Origin of the sequence: Brevibacterium sp. UMB1308A (assembly GCF_030230605.1) — a bacterium.
In the GTDB taxonomy this organism is placed as follows: Bacteria; Actinomycetota; Actinomycetes; order Actinomycetales; family Brevibacteriaceae; genus Brevibacterium.
In genome coordinates this window covers 14,046-31,258 of record NZ_JASPDO010000004.1, presented here as the reverse complement: position 1 = coordinate 31,258, position 17,213 = coordinate 14,046, and the positions used below count along the sequence as shown (strand labels likewise).

The following is a 17,213-nucleotide window of genomic DNA, read 5'->3' as shown; positions in this document are numbered from 1 at the left end:
CCGTACAACATGTGTGATGGCGGGCCGATGATTTCCGGCCCCCAACCCCTACGCCTTCTTGCGTTCAACCAGCTTGCGCTGTTCCAGACGCAGGGTCACATCGGCGGCGCGCGCTAGCTGCCGCGAGTGGGTCACTACGATCACGCACTTGTTCTGCTCGTGGGCGGCGTCGCGCAGGATCTCGATAACACCCTGGGCGGTGTCCTCGTCCAGGTTTCCGGTGGGCTCATCAGCCAGAATCACGGGTGCTGAGGACACCAACGCGCGCCCAATTGCCACGCGCTGTTGCTGCCCACCGGACAGCGCCAACACGTTGCGCTTGGCCGCGGACTCGTCGATCCCCAACCGTGTCAGGTCCTCCACGCTGGCCTTGGGGTTGACCAGGCGCAGGTTCTCCAACGGCGTGAGGTAGTCGATCAGGTTGTAGTTCTGGAATACCAACGCAATCTGGTCCCTGCGGTGGCGCGTGTACCCGGTGGTGGCGATGTCGTTGCCGTCGAACCGCACCTCTCCTTGAGTGGGCGCGTCGAGGCCTGCAAGCAGGCTCAACATGGTGGTCTTACCGGCCCCTGAGGAGCCCACAATCGCGTAGAACGTGCCCACCTCAAAGTCATAACTGACGTTGCTCAGCACCCGCTTGGCGGCACTGGCGTAGGTGAAGTTGACGTGGTCGAGTTGCATGATGGTCATGATGTTTCCTAACTGAGTTTTGCAAGAATTCGTTTGGGGCGTTGCGTGATGAGCGGCAGAACGCCCACGGATACGCCTAAGAGCACGATGCCGAACCCCAGCGCCAAGGCCGCCACAACGTCACCGGCACTGATGGTCAGTTGCAGGGCAGAAAGCGTCTCCCCGCCAACCTGGGTAAACACCGCCCGCCCGAGGTGGTTCGACAGCACCGTGCCCGCCCCGGCCGCGATGAGGGTTGCGACGGCGGCAAAGATGCTTGACTCGATCGCGAACTGGGCCAGCACATTGCCCTTACTCTTCCCCAGGGACAGGAGGATGCCGATTTCGTGGATGCGACCTCGGGCCCAGAACGTGCTCACCAATGTAAGTACACCCGCGCCTGCCACACACAAGGCGAGCAACAGGATGGTGAGCAACCGGTCAACCCCCGCAATCGCCTGCAACACGGGCGCGAACTGCGCGGAGTTGTCCTCCAAGGTGAGGTCGGGGGCGGTGCGCTTCGCGGTGTCGAGTGCGCTGGTGAGCTGGTTCGCGTTGTGTGTGAAGTATCGGCCCGTGGTCAGCGGCGCGCCCAGCTTCTGAGCGGACTCAAGGTCCGTGAAAACCTGGTTCTGCGACGCCCCGGAAGGCAGGCCGGTGGGGTTTTCGGTCTTGCCGTCGAAAATGCCGGCCACGGTAACGGTCACGCTGGTGCCGTCGCGGGTGAGCGTGAAGGTGTCGCCGGGCCCGAGGTGGTTCTGGCTGGCGAACTCCCGGTGGATAAGCGCCTGCGTGGTGTCCGCGCCCACGTGCGTGCCTTCGGTAAGTTGGTACAGCTTGCCTTGGAACGCCGGGTTGAGTGCGGAGTCGCTGGTGCCGGTGACGCTGACGTCGCCCGCGAACTTCGGATCCAACTGGACGCCACTGGTGCCAGCGACGGGCGTGGCATCCTTGGGGCGCGCCAAGGTGGACGCTTCCAGACTGTGCTTTGCCACCTCGGGCAGGGAAGCCAGCCGGTCAGCCAGGGAAGGGTCAATGCCTTTAGGGCTGTCACTGGGGGCGCCGTTCTGGCCGGGGCCGGTAGCCGTGAAGCCCGCGCCCACGTTGGTGTTGATGGCGTGCTTGACGTGGGCCATGGTGGAGCGCACGCCGGACTGGGCGACGAGCGCGGTGAACACCACGGTCATGATGAGGATCATGAGGAGGCTGCGGCGCGGTTTGCGGGTGACGCAGCGGATTGCTCGGGACCAGGGATGGGTCATGTCGCGTCCACGAGGATCGCGCGGGGGCTCTTACGCAACATGGGCACCGCAGTGATGGCGACGACCACGGCGATCACGGCCACGCAGATGATGGACGCCTGGACCGCCGAGGTGGGGGAGAGTCCCACGGTGAGGTTGTCCAGGGTTTGGGCGGAGGCTGAGGACTCCAGGTCGGCGCCGAACTGACCGGCCTGCTGCATTTCCTGGGCCGCGGACTTGTTGACGCTGGCCAGGGTGGTGTCGCCCATCCACTGTGCGAAACGGCTGGCGGCGAAGTACGCGCAGATGAAGGCGGGTACGGCGATGAGGATGAGTTCGGCGAGGTACTGGGCGGCGATGCTGGCCTTGGTGACGCCGATAGACAGTAGTGTGCCGGTTTCCTTTTTGCGTTCGTTCAGCCACAGGAACAGGACGAGTGCGACGATCGCGGGGGCGAAGATAGTGGCGCCCACGGTGGTGTTGCGCATGATGCTCTTGATGCCGTCGACGGCGCCGGTGATGCCGGACAGGTACTGGGTGGATGGGGAGATCTGGTAGTTCTGCCAGTCGATGCCTTGGGCCTTGGCGGCTTTGGTGACGTCGTCGAAGTTGGCGTCTTTGGACACGAAGAAGTTGGCGTCCTGGTAGATCTCGGTTTCTGGGGTGAACTGGTAGAGCTCACGAGTGGTGTCCAGGTCAGTGAACACGGTGTTGGCGAAAAGTTCGTTGCGCGTGGCGGCCGGTTTGGTGTTCTCGCCTGACACCAGGCCCACGATCTGGGTTTTGACTTCCTTGGTGGACTGGCGTTGGTTGTCGACGTCGTACTTGTTGCCCTTCAGGGTGAGCGTGTCGCCTACCTTGAGGTTGTTGGCTTTGGCGAGGTCTTCGTGAATGACGGCTTTTTGGGTGTCGTCGGGAGTGAGGTGGCGGCCCTGGGTGAGTTTGAGGTTGCCGCTGCGGAAGTTGTTGTCGATTTCGCTGTTGTTGACGCCCCACACGTTGACAGCGTTGCCGAACTGTTTTTCGCGCTGTTTGTCGTAGTCGTCGTGGTCGAGTTTCTGGACCTTGGCGTTGACCAGGTCGGCGGTGACGTTTTGCCGGGCGACGTGTGACTCTACGCCGTCCAGTTTTGAGAGCGTGGCGATGTCCGCAGCCTTGACGGTGCCGGCACCTCGGGGAGTGCCGAGGTTGTTCTGAGGGTTGTTCTCAAGCACGAACCCGCGGCCGGTTTTCGCGTCGATCTCCTCTGACACCTGGTCAGCCGAGCGGGTGACGGCGCTGGCCGCCATGACCACTGTGGCCATGATGATGAGGACGACGAAAATGATGAGTGTTTTGACTGGCTTTCGGACACAATAGCGCCAGGCTCTTCCTAGAAACGTCAAAGTTTCCCTTTCACGGTAAAACGGTTGGCGCGTGTGCACAGTGCTGTGTGTACGGGCGCGCCGAAAGGATCGGAGAGAATCTACTACTCGATTCTGAATCGATTCTGGTAGCAATCTGCGCCGAAGCTGTGGGTGAAGGCAGAGAATGGCGTAGTTTCGAAAACTCTATGGGCGAAACTCAGTGCTTCCCGCGGGTTCATACTGATTCGTGGTCATGTTGATTTTGAAGTCTATAGCTCGCTGTTACAGGTTCCATGTCGAACGACTGCTCGTTCCTTTTGTTCTTAGAAACCCATTCCCAGGCGTATTCAGCAACTAGTCTGGCGAGGCCGTATCTCTCTTCACAGGCAGGTAAGTCCGGGAGAAGAAGTGAGTGAACTGTTAGCGTGGTTAACAGTTATTGGAAAGAGTCGCGTTAACCGGATGTATGAAACTTTCATGCCACGCTGGATACAAACGCGCGCGAACTACGATTTAGTCGCTTGATTGGTTCAAATCTGAGCTGATTGTTCCAGATTAGAAAGGGAAAGCAGTATGTCTGAACATCGCATCGGCGCAGAATCAGAGCACCTGGGTGATCAGGTTGACTCTTCGCCGATTGACTCATCCCCTGTTGTGAACGGCGGTCACAAGGAATGGCGCAACTCTAAGGGTGAATTGCACCGCGAAGACGGCCCGGCCATTGAGTATTTTGACGGTACCAAGGAGTGGTATCGCAACGGTGAGTTGCATCGTGAGGACGGTCCAGCTGTTGAGAATGCAGATGGAGAAAAGCAGTGGTGGATGAACGACAAATTTCACCGCGAAGACGGCCCGGCCATTGAGTATCCTGACGGTTCCAAGGAGTGGTATCGCAACGGTGAGTTACATCGTGAGGACGGTCCAGCTGCTGAGTGCCCTGATGGGGAAAGACTTTGGTTTCGCAACGGGAAGCGCCACCGCAAAGACGGGCCAGCTGTTGAACTTGCTAATGGGATCAAGGAATGGTGGGTCAATGGCGAGCAAGTAGATCCTTTCTAAGTCCCTTTCTGCCCTGAAGCCCTCTTATCTTGTTTCTTCACTGAGCAAGGCGGGAGGGCATATTGTTTTGCCAGCGTTTTAGATACGCACTGATGAGCTCCAGTCCCTAGGCTTCACGGTCTGCGGCGCGGCGCACCGATCGCCTGCAGAAGCTGGCCGCAGACGGCATCCGCCCCCCTCGGGATGGATGTCACCGATGAGCAGTCCATGACCGATGGCATCGCGAAGATCATTGAGGACACCGGCCGGATCGATGTACTCGTCAACAACGCCGGGTACGGCTCGTACTCCAGGTGATGCCCATTGAAGACAAAGCCATGCACATGGAAACTTTCATGGCACGACGGGTACAAACAAGCGGGAACTACGATTTAGTCGCTTGATTGGTTCACTTCCAGCGGGTGAAGATCACTTGCCAATCTTCTGGGAAACGAAGAGCTTGCGGTAATGGGGATCCCCGTCTTTACGCGGGTAATAGTGCCAGCCGATTCCTGACCAAAATTCGTCAGCGCCTTCGGAGAAAGCGATCAAGGGAAAGCCTGAGTAGTGGCTGATCAGATGCCTTGCAAACGCAGCCCCATAGTGATGTCGGCGAAGATCACGGCGGATTTCAAAGAACCAGATTTCTTTGGTCAGCACTTCCGAGTCGATCCCGATGTAGCTATCGGAGAGTGGCCAATCTGTCACCTCAGCGCGCCCGACTTCCACACCATCGGCAAGAAACTGGATGTACTCCTTGCCCTCCGGGGAGTCTTCGCCGACTCTTCCAGCCCTGTCGTGCCACCAGCGGTCATCGAATCCCTCGACCACCTGGAACGGTGTCACGTAGTCCTCAACTTGCTGAAGAACCCTCAGTTGTAAGCGATCCACCATTCCGAGAATACGCAAGCGCCCACCAAGTAGAGGCGGGCGCTTAGACATAGATACTGGGTTACTGTTTGATGGCTACTACTTGGGTGCTGCCGTCGCGGAATTGAAAGGTGACCCTGCCGTCGACATCGACGGTGCCTTTTTCGAGCAAAGCGACGCAGAGGTATGGGCTGAAGACCAACTGTTCAAGTTCAAGGTTGGCGGTCTCTTGCCTGTAGTAGTGGTAGGCGGCTAGTCGGTTGTTTTTGTTCTGGATCTCGGCGACCACGGCAGCGTGCTCAGCTAACAGCGCCTGGTGCTGTTCGTGGCTAGCGTTGAACGCCTTCTCGTAGGCTTGCTGGTCTTGAGCGACTCGTGCATTGTGGGCGATCATCGATTGGAGCTTCTTGGCCACCTCGTTGATCTGAGCGAGAAGCCCGGCGGCCTCAACCTCCAGGTCACTCGTGTCGAGGGCATCGAGAACGGCTTGGTTGACACCGGTGTCAGTCGGCGAGCCGAATCGAAGGCGAATGGCCTTAAGGAACATGTCCTTGAGTCGTTGATCGCTGATGTGCCCGGTGGCGCATTTTTCCTGGCCTGCGTATTTGTGGCCGCACCGCCAGATGATCTTTTCGTACTTACTGCCCGCGTGCCAGGTTTTCGAGCCGAAGAAGTGCCCACACTGGCCGCACTCGAAGGTCGATGAGAAGGGCCGGGTGCGATGCTGGGTTCGCTGATCTCTAGCCCCTTTAGCTATTTCGGCTTGGACGAAGTCCCACACTGCCGGGCTGATGATCGCCTCATGGCTGGCGGTGACGTAGTACTGGGGTACTTCGCCTTGGTTGATGACTTGACGTTTCGTCAGGTAGTCAGCGACGTACGACTTCTGCAGGAGAGCGTCACCCTTGTATTTCTCGTTGGTGAGAATCGCTCGTATGGATCGGTAATACCAGGTCTTGTTGCCTGCGGCGGTGAAGGTCTCTGGTTCGTCGGTGAGGGTGCGGGCGATCGTTCCGATGGACATGCCACCTAAGTACATGTTGTAGATCCGGCGCACGAGTTTGGCTTGCTCGGGGTTGATGACGAGGCTGCCGTCTTCGCCTTTGTCGTATCCGAGGAACCGAGAATATGGGACGGTGACCTTGCCGTCGGCGAAGCGTTTGCGGTGCCCCCAGGTGACGTTTTCGGAGATGGAGCGGGCTTCTTCTTGCGCCAGCGAGCTCATGATGGTGATGAGGAGCTCGCCTTTGGTGTCGAAGGTCCAGATGCCTTCTTTCTCGAAGAAGACCTCCACGCCTTTGTCTTTGAGGGCTCGAACGGTGGTGAGCGAGTCGACGGTGTTGCGGGCGAACCGGGACACGCTCTTGGTGATGATCAGGTCGATCTTGCCGTCGAGCGCGTCGATCACCATCTGCTGGAATCCAGCACGGTGTTTGGTTGAGGTGCCTGTGATGCCTTCGTCGGTATAGACCTTCACGAACTGCCAGCCCGCGTGATCGCTAATGTAGCGGGTGTAGTAGTCGACCTGGGCTTCGTAGGACGTCACCTGATCGTCGTGGTCGGTGGACACGCGGGCATACCCGGCGACCCTGCGCAGGGTTGTCTGTCCAAGTGGAGCGCCAGTGTGGAGAGCTCGGGTGGCGGGGATTGCTGTGACGGTGCGGGCCATTTAGCGTTCGCCTCGCTCGGCGCGCAGGCGCTCAGCCTCTGCCTTGGCCACGGCCCGGTACTTCGCCAATGCTTCTGGTGGTGTTGGTGCTTGCCGTGGGTTGTCCAACCCGAGCCTTTTGGCTTCGGCCCAGCGGGCACGCACGAGTTCGCCCCAGGCGGCTTTTCTTGCTGGGGTCCACGAGCTCTTCTTCAGGTTTGGTCGCCACGTGTGCGAGCTGCTGGTGCCATCGGTGTAATGAAACGTGTAATGGTCTTTTCCCTGCACGTCGATGTGATCGATACGCTCGTTGAACACCTCTTCGTCGAAGGTATCGATACCCAGGACTCGCGCGATGAAGCCTTTGAGTGCCGTGTCAGAGATCTCGCAGGTGCCGCATCCGGTTTTGCGGCCTTTCTTGCGTTCGGTGCAGATCCAGTGCTCGGTGGAGATCGAGTTTTGGGTTTTCGGATTGCGTACGTTGCGCACAAACGAGCAGTTGCAGGACACGCATTTGATCTTCGACGTCAACGCCACAGTTTCTATGGACCAGTTCGCCCGGGCCCCGAGTTCACGGCGGCGTGCGATCTCGGTTTGTACAGCGGTGAAGGTGTCGCGGTCGATGATCGCGGGGATCGCGTTTTCCACCAGGTATTGCGGCAACTGGCCGGTGTTGCGTACTGCTCGTCCAGGCCTGCCTTCCGGAGTGGACCAACGGCCCAACAGGAGGTCGCCGGTGTAGTGCGGGTTCTTCAGGATGTGACGGACCCATTCGCCGGGCATCTTGTTGTCAGCCAGGTGCGGAACCCTGCCTTCGGCGATGAGCTGCGCGGCCATCTTTTCGCACGAGGTCTTCTTCATGTACTGGGCGAAGATCCAGCGCACCACGGCTGCTTCTTCTTCGATGATCTGCACGTCGGTGCCGTCAGCGGAGTCGGTGTAACCGTACAAGTGGAAGCCGTTCGCTTTGCCTTCTTCGAAGCCTTTCCAAATGCGCCACTTGATGTTTTGGCTGATTTGCTCTGATTCTGCCTGCGCGAAAGACGCCAGCAGGGTGAGCATGAGTTCTCCGTCAGCGCTGGTTGAGGAGATGTTCTCTTTTTCGAATCGCACCTCCACCCCGAGGTCTTTCAGCTCGCGAACGATTTCGAGCAGGTCGACGGTGTTGCGAGCGAATCGCGAGATCGACTTGGTGAGGATCAGGTCGATTGCCCCTTTCCGGGCGAGGGCCAGCAGTTCTTGGAACTGGGGGCGATTTGTGGTGGTTCCAGAGATTCCAGAATCGGCGAACACTCCGGCGAACGTCCAGCCAGGAGTGTCGTGAATGAGTTGCTGGTAGTAGGAAACTTGGGTGGACAAACTCAGCGGTGTGCGTTCGGTTTCCATGCTGATGCGGGCATACGCTGCCACTTTCACAAGCGGAGAAGCACTGATCGGTGGCGGGGTGATTTGCTCCATTCTCTTCAAGGTATTTCTCCTAGTCAGACAGGGTTTCAGGTTGTATCCATACATCACTCAAACCCTCGAGATAGTCAACGAAACAGGCTCTTTGTAGGGCGGCTAGCGGCGCATCTGGGGCGTCGAGGCGCTGGCACACGGTGATGGCTTCGCGTGGGGTGAGGATGCCGCGTTCGAGAAGCTTCTTGACCTGCGTGAGCTGGTGATGAGCCGTCAGCTCGGCTGCCATGTTCATCGTTTACCGCCACGGGTATTGAAGCGGTGCTGGACGTAGCACGGGTGGCAGCAGTACTTGCGTTTCACCTGGCCAGTGCGAGCAACAGTGACCTGTCGGTGGCAGTTCGCGCACACCAGTTCTTCGGTGACCACCCTGCGATGGGCGGCCCACCAGGCTCGTCGACAGGCAGTGGAACAGAACTTCGATCCTTGCCGGAGCTCGATTGGCTTGCAGCAGTGCAAACACCACACTCCAACTGGATCCGTGACCTGCTCAACGGCAGGATCGACGGTGATGCCGTGTCGCAGACAATAGGTCTTGACACTGTTGGCGTTCAGATCCAGGTGCGCGGCAATACGAGAGTAGGCAACCCCCGCAGCGCGCATCATCTGGATGTGATGGCGATCAGTCTGGTTCAGAGCCATGAGCAGGCCCTCCTGGCAACGAGGCGAAAGGTGGTCGCCCATACGCCGGTCACGCCAGACGAAACCGGACAACAGAAACAAAGCTCCCTGCCGCGTTCGCACCCGTGGCTGGGATCTGCGCCTCTATTCAGATAAGGCAGCAATTCTTTGCTCAATTCACAATGCGGGCCGATCGACGTGTGAACCGCGACAGAGCAAGGGCGGGTGAAGATGACTGGCGACGACTTTGAACTCCCGGTGTTTCTCGACGACCAGTCGTACCGAACCTGTTCAGAATGCGGCTCAGATTGTGTCCCTGACCCGTTTGCTGCAGGCGAAGGTCAAGGCATCAGGATCGCGTTCATCTGCCCGAGCTGTGGAGTGCAGTCCGTCATCGACCCGTTCGACGACCTGCGGTAAACACCAGCTCCGCAAACGCAGAAAAGGCCCCGCCACCACCTCGATGAAGGTGATGACGGGGCCAAGGGTTGATTTCGCGTGGGTTAGCTGATGCCGAGCTTCTCGTTGACGCGTTTCTGCACAGCGGCGTAGTTGCCGCCGAGGCGGCGCTTGCGTTCCTCGCCGTTGCCATAGTCTCCACGGATCACCGCATCAGCCAGTGCATCGATGTTGACGGAGGGCTTGGTGGGGTTTCCTCCGGTGAGCTTCTCGTTGACGAGCTTCTGCACGGCAGTGTAGTTGGCTCCGAGTCGGCGTTTGCGCTCGTCGCCGTTGCCGTACTCGCCTCGGATGACCGCGTCGGCGAGGGCGTCGATGTTGGCGGAGGGCTTGGGCGTGGGCGGTGTGGGCTTTGCCGGTGGTGTCGGGGCGGGCTTGGTGCCGCTCATGCGGTCGTACCAGTACTGGGCGCGTGCCATGTAGGCCGCATGCTGGGAGCCTGCCAGCGAGGCCGGGCATTCGGTGGAAGCGATACAATGAGTGGAACCATGACGACGGCGTACATTGCCCAACGGCGATTCTGGTTGAAAGGAATCGTCGCGTCGTTACGGAACACTACGGTGTAAAGTACGGTGGCCGTCGCCAACCCGAGCAGGATCCAGAAAAATGTTCCAGGAACCCAGGGTCGGAGTACCCCACGCCCTTGACGTTTTTGACGTAGGCCTTCCCTGCACCCATCACCGCGGTGTATAGCACGGCAAGCCAAATTGCCTTCTTCATTAGCTCTCCTTGAGTGGGCCAGGCCCGTTAGATTAGATGCTTCCTCGGGGCATTGGCCCCGGGATATCTGGTGGCTGAACGATAGCGGAGGATACCAGTGTGGCGTCCACCGTGGCCACGATGTGACGATGAGGGACGCCGGCTCGTGCTTCCTGTAATAGACGTGCCAAGGTTGCGATGAGCTCAACGGTTGAGGTCTGCTGCGAAGTGGTCCCGATCAAAGAGAGCGAGAGCCGCGCGAGCGACCACCTCCGGCTCCGTAATCGGGATGGCGTGACCAGAATCACGTGCCACGATGAGCTGGGAACTTGCTGTCCGAGCGGCAGATAAGTGGTGGGCCTTGCGGATTGCCGCACGCATCTTTTCGCTCTCGCCGACCATCGCTTGGGCGCCACTGATCACGGTCACGGGAGAGCCGTAGTGCTGATCGTCGGTTGCTAGCTGCGCGAGACCAGTACGCAACGATCGCAATTCGGCAGCGGCCTCACGTGCTGCTGAAACGGTCGTAGAGTCCTGAAGCACTCGTGTCATCACGTCCGGCGGCAGCCCTCGGAGAATGGGGGTGTACATCGCAGAAAGCAACCGCAGCCGAGCAAGCGACACTAGACTCAGGCGCTGCAGGGCCAAGGACAGCGGGCGGAACTTATCCAAGAGGTGTTCATCGCTTGGATCGACGAGCACAAGTCCTGCGACGCGCTCGATGCGGCCCGCCGACATGCCCTGTGCAGTACGTACGATGGGACCGCCCCAGCTATGTCCGACGAGGACGACAGACTCGTAAGATTGAGCTTTAACGACACACGCCAGGTCGTTAGCGAGTCGTTGCAGTTTCCGCGTAGCTGGATCCGGATCGCTGTCGCCGATGCCCGCCCGGTTATAGGCGACCACGCGGCAGTGGGGCGCAAGGTGGCGCATGACCGGAATCCAGTAGTGTGCGCTCATCCCCAGGCCAGCCTCACACACGACCAAACGCGGCCCCTCGCCGAGGCTGATCGATGCTAAGCGTCTACCGTCAGGAGTCACGACCACATCACGGGTGGGCATCGGCTGCATAGGCGTGCCTTTCTCGCGGTGACCGGTGTGGGCTCGAACGGCGTGATCATACCAACGCCGCTCACACAGACAAAGATAGGCTACCCTAATTCATCCTGACCGAGGAAGCTGTGAAAGCAGGATTGACCGTAGAAGGATCTGACCCCCGTGGGGTAGACACCTGATATCCAACCCTGTCGGGTTGGGAAGAAAGGTAATCTACCGCCATGCCTAGGTACTCCGAAGAGTTCAAACGTAATGCCGTGGCTCTCTACGAAGTGAAGCGTCCTGGGTTTGGTTCCGATCGTTTCTAGAGAAAGATTGGGATCATGCCAAGGAAGTACAGTGATGAGTTCAAGGCCAAGGCGGTGCGTCTGGCTGAGGAATTTGTTGAGCTTGAAGGGTGCTCGAAGTGGGGTGCGGCGGTTGAGATCGGTGACAAGGTCGGTGTCTCCGCGCACACGCTTAATAATTGGTTGAAGCCTTCAGGGCCGTCACACGGCGTCGAGGGCAGCTCCGGCGAGTTAGCAGACGATGAGCTGAAGCGTCTGCGGCGAGAGAATAAAGAGCTGCGCAGGGCGAACGAGATGGCGGATTCAACCGGTCAACGCAATGGGTGCTGTGAGATGAAGCAGACGTTGATCTCAGGAGGCATCGGTTGCAGGGCAAGCATGGTCATCTCAGTCGTGAGCAGAAGCAGCTCGCGCTCCGTCTCCACTCGAAGGGATGGAGACTCATCGACATCGCTCGCGAGATCGGGTGCACGGCGCCGATGGTCGGCCGCATGGCGAGGGAAGGGCGTCACCTCGACGGGAAACCGTTCGGCTGGGAGCCGCGCGAGGGTCATCTGACGGTCTTCGACCGCGAGGAGATACTCGTGGGTCTCGCCCGCGGTGACACGCTCACTGCGATCGCGCGCAGCCTCGGGCGGGCGGTGTCGACGATCAGCCGCGAGGTCAAGCGGGGCGGCGGACGCGAGGAGTACTCGGCGTGGCGGGCGCATGAGGACGCCCGGGAGCAGGCCCGCAGGCCGAAGCCGTTCAAGCTTGACGGTGGCCGGTTGCTCGAGACCGTGACAGCGCAGTTGAAGCAGCTGTGGTCGCCGCAGGAGATCGCTGCCCGCCTACGGTTGGAGCATCCCGACGACCCGGAGATGCACGTGAGCCACGAGACGATCTATCAGTCCCTGTTCGTACAGGGACGCGGGCAACTGCGCCGAGAACTCGCCCGCTGCCTGAGATCGGGACGCACGGCCAGGAAGGCGCGAACGGCAACGGATCGGCGCGGCCGTCTGCCAGGGATGGTCATGATCAGCGAGCGCCCCGCTGAGGTCGAGGACCGTGCCGTTCCCGGGCATTGGGAAGGCGATCTCATTCTTGGTGAGAACAGCCGTAGCGCCGTCGGAACCCTCGTCGAACGCAGCACCCGCCTCACGCTCCTGCTGCATTTGCCTGATGGGAAGAGTGCAGACAAGGTGGAGGCCGCGATGCGCGAAGCGATCACCGCGCTCCCGTCGTCGCTGGCGCGGACGATCACCTGGGATTAGGGCGCGGAGATGGCCAAGCACCTCGAGTTCACAGCCACAACCGGGATCCCGATCTACTTCTGCGACCCGCACTCCCCGTGGCAGCGGGGCAGCAATGAGAACACCAACGGGTTGCTACGTCAATACCTTCCGAAGAGCACCGATCTGAGCATCGTTAGCCGCGCGGACCTGACCGCGATTCAGGACTCGCTCAACGGCCGACCGCGCAAGACGCTCGGATATCTGACACCATCGGAGAAGTTCACGGAACTCGTTGCGACCACCGGTTGAATCCGCCATCTCGTTCGCCCGCCGCAGCTCACGATTCTCCCGCCGTAGCCGTTTCAGCTCTTCGAGCTCATCTGTAGTCGCGCCCGGCTCAGTACCGGCATCACGTCGGGCCTGTTTCAGCCATCCCCGCATCGTATGCGGTGAGACTCCAAGCTTCGTACCAACCGACTGGGCAGCCGACCACTGCGAGCATTGCGTGTCCTGAAGATGATCCTCCATCAAACGCAACGCCCGCTGCTTGAACTCCTGGGTATACACAATTGGCATGATCGGGTCTGTCCGATGAACGGTGTGTGGGGTCCGGCGGTTTTCATTAGTGGGTGGTTCTCTCGAACCGTCCGGCGAAGGTGATCGCGAACGCGTTTAGTGCAGGCTTCCACCTCATCACCCAGCGTGCCCGGCGTCTGCGAAAAGGTGGTCGGCCTCGGCGATGAGCTCCAGGGCGCATTCGCTGCGGCCGCGTGCGTTCGGGCCGAAGCCATCGATCGGGGCTTCGGTGAGGCGGTAGACCTGGGCGCTGTTGCCGTAGCCGTCTTTCTTGGTCCAGGTCGCGAAGGTGGCCAGCGTGTAGTCGCCGTGTGCGAGGATCGCCCCGTAGGAGTCGACGTGCATCTGCAGGGCTTCGGTGGTGAGCTTCTCGGTGGTGTTCATGGCTGTTGTCCTTTCCTGAGGGGCTGTTCTTTTGTCATGTACATACAGCCATAGGTGCGGGCGCTTATCCAGTCGTATTTGCCCAGATCAGGCACTATTTTTTGGGATCTACAGCACTCGGAGACCGTGGAGAATCAAGGCTTGTGACGAGGGGAAACCCCGCTCGTGGCAGGGTTTCCGGGTGCCAGCAGGTCAGGCGTTGCGATTGATGCGTCAGTTCTCCTTCCTGCTTACCGGGGTGCGCCAGGCGGCGTCGCCTTCCAGGCCTGCCAGCAAGATGCGGCGTGCCTGCTTGTGTTCGGGGCCGATGAAGCCCAGGGAGAGCAGGAAGCAGCGCATCGTGTACTTGTCATTGCCCGGTGCAGGCGGCGTGGATCGGATCCGGGTTGCCTCCTGGGCGCGCTGGCAGAGCTTTGCCACAAGCGGGATCACCGCCTCGCGTGCCGTCTCCGGCGTAATCGACTCACACCACGGGAACGAGACGGTCTCGTCATCGTTGAACTGCACGGGTGTGGCCGGGATGCCCAGGGCCTTGGCGATCAGTGGCCCTTTGGCCGCTAGGAGCGCTTCGAGGTTGGCGCGAGTGCGCTCACTCCACCCGGTGGTGGGCATCGTGACCGTCAACGCCACCTCGCCCGGGTCGGCGGTTTCAAAGCCCGCCTTGTGTGCGGACTCGAGCACGGCCTGCGCCTCGATGCCATCTGGCAGGTAGAGGGTCCAGTCCCGATCCAGCGTGGCGTCTGCGATCTGGTAGGCAAACGAGGGCGTGCCCAGATAGGTGACCTCGGTGCCAAGGTGATCGGCGAGAAGCTGGGCGAGCTTTTTCCTGCCCGTTTTGTGCGGGGTGAAGGCGAGGATGCTCATGCCACGACCTCCTTCTCGAACCAGGCGGCCACCATGCTGAGGAAACGCGTCGGGTCGTATTCGATCACGCGCACCACCAGCTGGTAGCCGCGAGCTCTGGCAACCCGCAGGGTTTCCTCGGGGTCGTAGACGTTGACTCCGGCTGCGATGAGCTCGCTGATTTCGATGTGTAATTCACTCATGACCAGTCCTTTTCGCTCGGTTCCCCCAGGTGTGGGGGTGCTTTTGGTCATGTACATACAGCCATACGTTTTTCCGCTTATCCAGTCGTTTTTGCCCTCATCAACGGCTCATTTTCACGCCCCTGTTTTGCCTGCATATTGCGGGGTTTTATTCGCGGTCGCGGTCGACCTGTTTGACCAGATCCAGGTACGTGTACTGGGTGTTGCCTCGCTGGCAGGTAATCCCGGCCGCATCCCCGGTCGCCTCGGCGTAGCGGCGCAGGATCACCGAGGCGTACTTCTCGTCCAACTCCATGAGGTAGGCGATGCGGTCGGTCTGCTCGGCGGCCATCAGGGTCGAACCGCTGCCAGCGAACGTGTCGAGGATGATCGCGTTGGCCTGAGTGGAGTTGCGGATCGGATAGGCCAGCAGGTCCAGCGGCTTGGAGGTCGGGTGGTCGGAGTTCTTACGCGGCTTGGCGAAGTTCCAGATCGTAGTCTGTTTCCGGTCAGCGAACCACTTGTGCTTGGCTCCCTGCTTCCACCCGTAGAGCACTGGTTCGTGCTGCCACTGGTACGGCGAGCGTCCCAACACGAGGGAGTCTTTGACCCAGATGCAGCAGCCGGAGAGTTTGAACCCGGCGTCGATGAACGCTTTGCGGAAGTTCAGCCCTTCGGTGTCGGCGTGGAACACATACGCCGACCCGCCCTTGTCGAGAACGCCCGCCATGTTGGTAAACGCGGTGAGCAGGAACTCGTAGAAGGAGTCTGCCTTCATCGCATCATTCTTGATCGTGAGCCCGTCGGAGGACTCGAAGGCGACGTTGTAGGGCGGGTCGGTGAGCACCAGGTTCGCGCTCTTGCCATCCATGAGCACCGCGACATCGTCTGCGTTGGTGGCATCCCCGCAGACCAGCCGGTGCCTGCCGATGGTCCAGATGTCCCCGCGCCTGACGAACGATGCGGCCTCGAGAGCGGCGGTGAGATCGAAGCCGTCATCGGTGACCTCGTCATCGTCGAGGGAACCAATCATCGCCTGGATTTCGTCATCGTCGAAGCCGGTGAGCTCGGCATCAAAGTCAGCCGCGTCCAGGTCGGCGATGAGCAGGGCCAGCTTGGGTTCATCCCAGTCGCCGCTGATCTTGTTCAGCGCGACGTTCAGGGCCTTTTCGCGGGTCTCGTCCAGCTCGACGACCACGCAGTCAACATCAGTGTGGCCAAGATCAGCGAGTACTTTCAGGCGCTGGTGGCCGCCGACGACGTGGCCGGTGGTGTGGTTGTAGATCACCGGCTCGACGTAACCGAACTCGGTCAACGACCGCTTGAGTTTCTTGTAGTCCGCATCCCCGGGCTTCAGGTCCTTACGCGGGTTGTAGTCGGCGGGCTTGAGCTCACTGATGGGTAGCTGCTTGATGAGCACGGCGGGTCACCTCCGTCTTGAGCTTGTCGGCATATGGCAGTGTCCATTCCCACTCGCTCAGGCCATGGCCCATGTGCCCGCAGGTGGCAAGCTTCGCGTAGATGGGGGCTCTAAGGCCGAGGCGTTCGATCATCGCGGCCGGTCGCAGCGGGAAGATCGCCTGGGCGGCGTCGGTGAGCAGCCAGTCCGAGTGCTGACCTGTGCCGAAGGTGTCGATGTGGAACGCGACCGGGTCGGCCTTACCGATCGCATAGGAGATAGCGACGTGGCATTCTTCGGCCAGGCGCGCATCCACCACGGTTTTCGCGATCAGGCGCGCCATGTACGCACCCGTCCGGTCGACCTTGGAGGGGTCCTTACCCGAGAACGCGCCACCGCCGTGCGGGCCGAGCCCACCGTAGGTGTCGACCATGAGCTTGCGCCCGGTCAGCCCGGTATCAGCGGTGGGGCCACCTGTGACGAACCGTCCCGACGGGTTGACCAACACGCGCTCAGCCGTGGCACCGGGCAGGTGCGCCTCGATAGCGGGAGCGACGACCAGCGTGCGCACCTCCCGTTCAAGAACACCTGTGTCTTTGTTCGCATCGTGCTGGATGGAGACGATCACGGTGTCGATGCCGACCGGGGTGCCCAGCTCGTCGTAGACCACACTGACCTGGGATTTGCCGTCGGGGCCGATCCCACGGATGGTGCCGTCGGTGCGGGCTGTATCGAGGCGGCGGCAGATCTCGTGGGCGAGCACGAGCGGCAGCGGCAGGCGCTGGGGCGTCTCGTTCGTGGCGTACCCGTAGACGGTGCCCTGATCGCCCGCCCCCAGGCTCGCATACGCCGACTCGTCACCCGCACGCGCCTCGATGGAGGTGGTGACGCCTGCGCCGATGTCGGCGGATTGTCGGCGCACCCACACGTAGATGAGGAACCGGTTCGGGTTGTACCCGGCCCGTCGCAGCGCCTCCCGCGTGCAGGCGCGCAGCTGCGGCCGGATGGTGGTGGTGATCTCGCCGGTGACGATGATGCGCCTGCCGGTGGCCATGACCTCAACGGCCACGCGTGCCGTCGGGTCGAGGGTGAGGATGTCATCGAGGATGTGGTCTGCGATCAGATCGCACAGCTTGTCGGGGTGGCCGATACACACAGATTCAGCACTTCGCACTACAGACACGCGGAGGGCTCCTTTCACAAAAGCGAACAACAAGAAA

The 17,213-nt window shown here is 60.5% G+C and carries 20 protein-coding genes and 2 pseudogenes; 6 read left to right on the top strand and 16 right to left on the bottom strand.

Going from position 1 to position 17,213, the window contains the following annotated elements:
* Nucleotides 1-48: 48 nt before the first annotated feature.
* The 3 genes from QP868_RS03300 to QP868_RS03290 are packed head-to-tail and all read right to left on the bottom strand — an operon-like array spanning nucleotide 49 to nucleotide 3,334.
* Entirely contained in the window at nucleotides 49-690 is a 642-nt protein-coding gene (locus QP868_RS03300) for an ABC transporter ATP-binding protein (protein WP_284925217.1), read from the bottom strand.
* Between the two features lie 8 nt (nucleotides 691-698).
* The gene (locus tag QP868_RS03295; RefSeq protein ID WP_284925216.1) at nucleotides 699-1,931 is read right to left on the bottom strand and encodes an ABC transporter permease; all 1,233 of its coding nucleotides are present in this window, start codon (nucleotides 1,929-1,931) and stop codon (nucleotides 699-701) included.
* On the bottom strand, nucleotides 1,928-3,334 hold the full coding sequence (locus tag QP868_RS03290) for an ABC transporter permease (RefSeq protein ID WP_350309959.1): 1,407 nt from the start codon (nucleotides 3,332-3,334) through the stop codon (nucleotides 1,928-1,930). Before QP868_RS03290 ends, QP868_RS03295 begins: the two co-directional genes overlap by 4 nt.
* Nucleotides 3,335-3,829: 495 nt before the next feature.
* On the opposite strand from QP868_RS03290, the gene QP868_RS03285 reads away from it, so the two are divergent.
* Together QP868_RS03285 and QP868_RS03280 are read left to right on the top strand one after the other, a co-directional pair.
* Nucleotides 3,830-4,315: a hypothetical protein gene (locus QP868_RS03285; protein ID WP_284925214.1), complete on the top strand. Its 486-nt coding sequence runs from the start codon at nucleotides 3,830-3,832 to the stop codon at nucleotides 4,313-4,315.
* Between the two features lie 183 nt (nucleotides 4,316-4,498).
* On the top strand, nucleotides 4,499-4,612 hold the full coding sequence (locus QP868_RS03280; RefSeq protein WP_201613251.1) for an SDR family NAD(P)-dependent oxidoreductase: 114 nt from the start codon (nucleotides 4,499-4,501) through the stop codon (nucleotides 4,610-4,612).
* Nucleotides 4,613-4,723: 111 nt separating this feature from the next.
* Here the strand turns inward: QP868_RS03280 and QP868_RS03275 are convergent, their stop codons facing one another.
* Genes QP868_RS03275 through QP868_RS03260 form a run of 4 tightly spaced genes read right to left on the bottom strand, consistent with a single transcriptional unit; the run spans nucleotide 4,724 to nucleotide 8,499 of the window.
* Nucleotides 4,724-5,236, bottom strand: coding sequence for a GCN5 family acetyltransferase (locus tag QP868_RS03275; RefSeq protein WP_284925213.1), 513 nt, complete (start codon nucleotides 5,234-5,236; stop codon nucleotides 4,724-4,726).
* A 10-nt stretch (nucleotides 5,237-5,246) separates the two neighbouring features.
* Nucleotides 5,247-6,833 (bottom strand): recombinase family protein, encoded by a 1,587-nt coding sequence (locus tag QP868_RS03270; protein ID WP_284925212.1) that lies wholly within the window; start codon nucleotides 6,831-6,833, stop codon nucleotides 5,247-5,249.
* A complete protein-coding gene (locus tag QP868_RS03265; RefSeq protein ID WP_284925211.1) occupies nucleotides 6,834-8,270 on the bottom strand; it encodes a recombinase family protein in 1,437 nt (478 codons plus the stop codon).
* A gap of 19 nt (nucleotides 8,271-8,289) precedes the next feature.
* Complete coding sequence (locus QP868_RS03260; protein ID WP_244268668.1) at nucleotides 8,290-8,499, bottom strand: dihydroorotase; 210 nt, start codon at nucleotides 8,497-8,499, stop codon at nucleotides 8,290-8,292.
* 50 nt (nucleotides 8,500-8,549) lie between these two features.
* Between QP868_RS03260 and QP868_RS03255 the strand changes: the two genes are divergently transcribed.
* Nucleotides 8,550-9,047, top strand: coding sequence for a hypothetical protein (locus QP868_RS03255; RefSeq protein WP_284925210.1), 498 nt, complete (start codon nucleotides 8,550-8,552; stop codon nucleotides 9,045-9,047).
* A 75-nt stretch (nucleotides 9,048-9,122) separates the two neighbouring features.
* Nucleotides 9,123-9,311 carry a hypothetical protein gene (locus QP868_RS03250; RefSeq protein WP_034375453.1) on the top strand — a complete coding sequence of 63 codons (189 nt, stop codon included), beginning with the start codon at nucleotides 9,123-9,125 and terminating at the stop codon, nucleotides 9,309-9,311.
* A gap of 83 nt (nucleotides 9,312-9,394) precedes the next feature.
* Here QP868_RS03250 and QP868_RS03245 read toward each other — a convergent pair whose 3' ends face one another.
* From QP868_RS03245 to QP868_RS03235, 3 genes are all read right to left on the bottom strand, one after another.
* On the bottom strand, nucleotides 9,395-9,769 hold the full coding sequence (locus QP868_RS03245) for a hypothetical protein (RefSeq protein WP_284925209.1): 375 nt from the start codon (nucleotides 9,767-9,769) through the stop codon (nucleotides 9,395-9,397).
* A 136-nt stretch (nucleotides 9,770-9,905) separates the two neighbouring features.
* On the bottom strand, nucleotides 9,906-10,070 hold the full coding sequence (locus QP868_RS03240) for a hypothetical protein (RefSeq protein ID WP_167594494.1): 165 nt from the start codon (nucleotides 10,068-10,070) through the stop codon (nucleotides 9,906-9,908).
* Between the two features lie 183 nt (nucleotides 10,071-10,253).
* On the bottom strand, nucleotides 10,254-11,123 hold the full coding sequence (locus tag QP868_RS03235) for an alpha/beta fold hydrolase (RefSeq protein ID WP_070493648.1): 870 nt from the start codon (nucleotides 11,121-11,123) through the stop codon (nucleotides 10,254-10,256).
* 308 nt (nucleotides 11,124-11,431) lie between these two features.
* Here QP868_RS03235 and QP868_RS12080 point away from each other — a divergent pair, with 308 nt between their 5' ends.
* Both QP868_RS12080 and QP868_RS03230 read left to right on the top strand, forming a co-directional pair.
* Nucleotides 11,432-11,953 (top strand): transposase, encoded by a 522-nt coding sequence (locus tag QP868_RS12080; protein WP_083278850.1) that lies wholly within the window; start codon nucleotides 11,432-11,434, stop codon nucleotides 11,951-11,953.
* Nucleotides 11,839-12,918: pseudogene (locus QP868_RS03230) on the top strand (IS30 family transposase). The gene QP868_RS12080 and the pseudogene QP868_RS03230 overlap by 115 nt, the downstream one beginning before the upstream one ends.
* 24 nt (nucleotides 12,919-12,942) lie before the next feature.
* Here the strand turns inward: QP868_RS03230 and QP868_RS12075 are convergent.
* The 6 genes and pseudogenes from QP868_RS12075 to metK form a co-directional block, all read right to left on the bottom strand.
* Nucleotides 12,943-13,185, bottom strand: a pseudogene (locus QP868_RS12075) (transposase); the annotation flags it as partial.
* 117 nt (nucleotides 13,186-13,302) lie between these two features.
* Complete coding sequence (locus QP868_RS03225; RefSeq protein WP_473964622.1) at nucleotides 13,303-13,530, bottom strand: Nmad4 family putative nucleotide modification protein; 228 nt, start codon at nucleotides 13,528-13,530, stop codon at nucleotides 13,303-13,305.
* Between the two features lie 252 nt (nucleotides 13,531-13,782).
* The gene (locus QP868_RS03220) at nucleotides 13,783-14,433 is read right to left on the bottom strand and encodes a hypothetical protein (RefSeq protein WP_201822806.1); all 651 of its coding nucleotides are present in this window, start codon (nucleotides 14,431-14,433) and stop codon (nucleotides 13,783-13,785) included.
* A complete protein-coding gene (locus QP868_RS03215) occupies nucleotides 14,430-14,615 on the bottom strand; it encodes a hypothetical protein (RefSeq protein ID WP_034375438.1) in 186 nt (61 codons plus the stop codon). The genes QP868_RS03220 and QP868_RS03215 overlap by 4 nt, the downstream gene beginning before the upstream one ends.
* 148 nt (nucleotides 14,616-14,763) lie before the next feature.
* Entirely contained in the window at nucleotides 14,764-16,014 is a 1,251-nt protein-coding gene (locus QP868_RS03210) for a site-specific DNA-methyltransferase (RefSeq protein WP_284925208.1), read from the bottom strand.
* Nucleotides 15,986-17,176 (bottom strand): methionine adenosyltransferase, encoded by a 1,191-nt coding sequence (gene metK, locus QP868_RS03205; RefSeq protein ID WP_102217308.1) that lies wholly within the window; start codon nucleotides 17,174-17,176, stop codon nucleotides 15,986-15,988. The genes QP868_RS03210 and metK overlap by 29 nt, the downstream gene beginning before the upstream one ends.
* Between the last annotated feature and the right edge of the window lie 37 nt (nucleotides 17,177-17,213).

Bases quoted from the DNA above. Each gene is read 5' to 3' on its own strand.
- QP868_RS03300 (WP_284925217.1), bottom strand. From the start codon at position 690: ATGACCATCATGCAACTCGACCACGTCAACTTCACCTACGCCAGTGCC.
- QP868_RS03295 (WP_284925216.1), bottom strand. From the start codon at position 1,931: ATGACCCATCCCTGGTCCCGAGCAATCCGCTGCGTCACCCGCAAACCG.
- QP868_RS03285 (WP_284925214.1), top strand. From the start codon at position 3,830: ATGTCTGAACATCGCATCGGCGCAGAATCAGAGCACCTGGGTGATCAG.
- QP868_RS03280 (WP_201613251.1), top strand. From the start codon at position 4,499: ATGGATGTCACCGATGAGCAGTCCATGACCGATGGCATCGCGAAGATC.
- QP868_RS03275 (WP_284925213.1), bottom strand. From the start codon at position 5,236: ATGTCTAAGCGCCCGCCTCTACTTGGTGGGCGCTTGCGTATTCTCGGA.
- QP868_RS03270 (WP_284925212.1), bottom strand. From the start codon at position 6,833: ATGGCCCGCACCGTCACAGCAATCCCCGCCACCCGAGCTCTCCACACT.
- QP868_RS03265 (WP_284925211.1), bottom strand. From the start codon at position 8,270: ATGGAGCAAATCACCCCGCCACCGATCAGTGCTTCTCCGCTTGTGAAA.
- QP868_RS03260 (WP_244268668.1), bottom strand. From the start codon at position 8,499: ATGGCAGCCGAGCTGACGGCTCATCACCAGCTCACGCAGGTCAAGAAG.
- QP868_RS03250 (WP_034375453.1), top strand. From the start codon at position 9,123: ATGACTGGCGACGACTTTGAACTCCCGGTGTTTCTCGACGACCAGTCG.
- QP868_RS03245 (WP_284925209.1), bottom strand. From the start codon at position 9,769: ATGGCACGCGCCCAGTACTGGTACGACCGCATGAGCGGCACCAAGCCC.
- QP868_RS03240 (WP_167594494.1), bottom strand. From the start codon at position 10,070: ATGAAGAAGGCAATTTGGCTTGCCGTGCTATACACCGCGGTGATGGGT.
- QP868_RS03235 (WP_070493648.1), bottom strand. From the start codon at position 11,123: ATGCAGCCGATGCCCACCCGTGATGTGGTCGTGACTCCTGACGGTAGA.
- QP868_RS12080 (WP_083278850.1), top strand. From the start codon at position 11,432: ATGCCAAGGAAGTACAGTGATGAGTTCAAGGCCAAGGCGGTGCGTCTG.
- QP868_RS03225 (WP_473964622.1), bottom strand. From the start codon at position 13,530: ATGCACGTCGACTCCTACGGGGCGATCCTCGCACACGGCGACTACACG.
- QP868_RS03220 (WP_201822806.1), bottom strand. From the start codon at position 14,433: ATGAGCATCCTCGCCTTCACCCCGCACAAAACGGGCAGGAAAAAGCTC.
- QP868_RS03215 (WP_034375438.1), bottom strand. From the start codon at position 14,615: ATGAGTGAATTACACATCGAAATCAGCGAGCTCATCGCAGCCGGAGTC.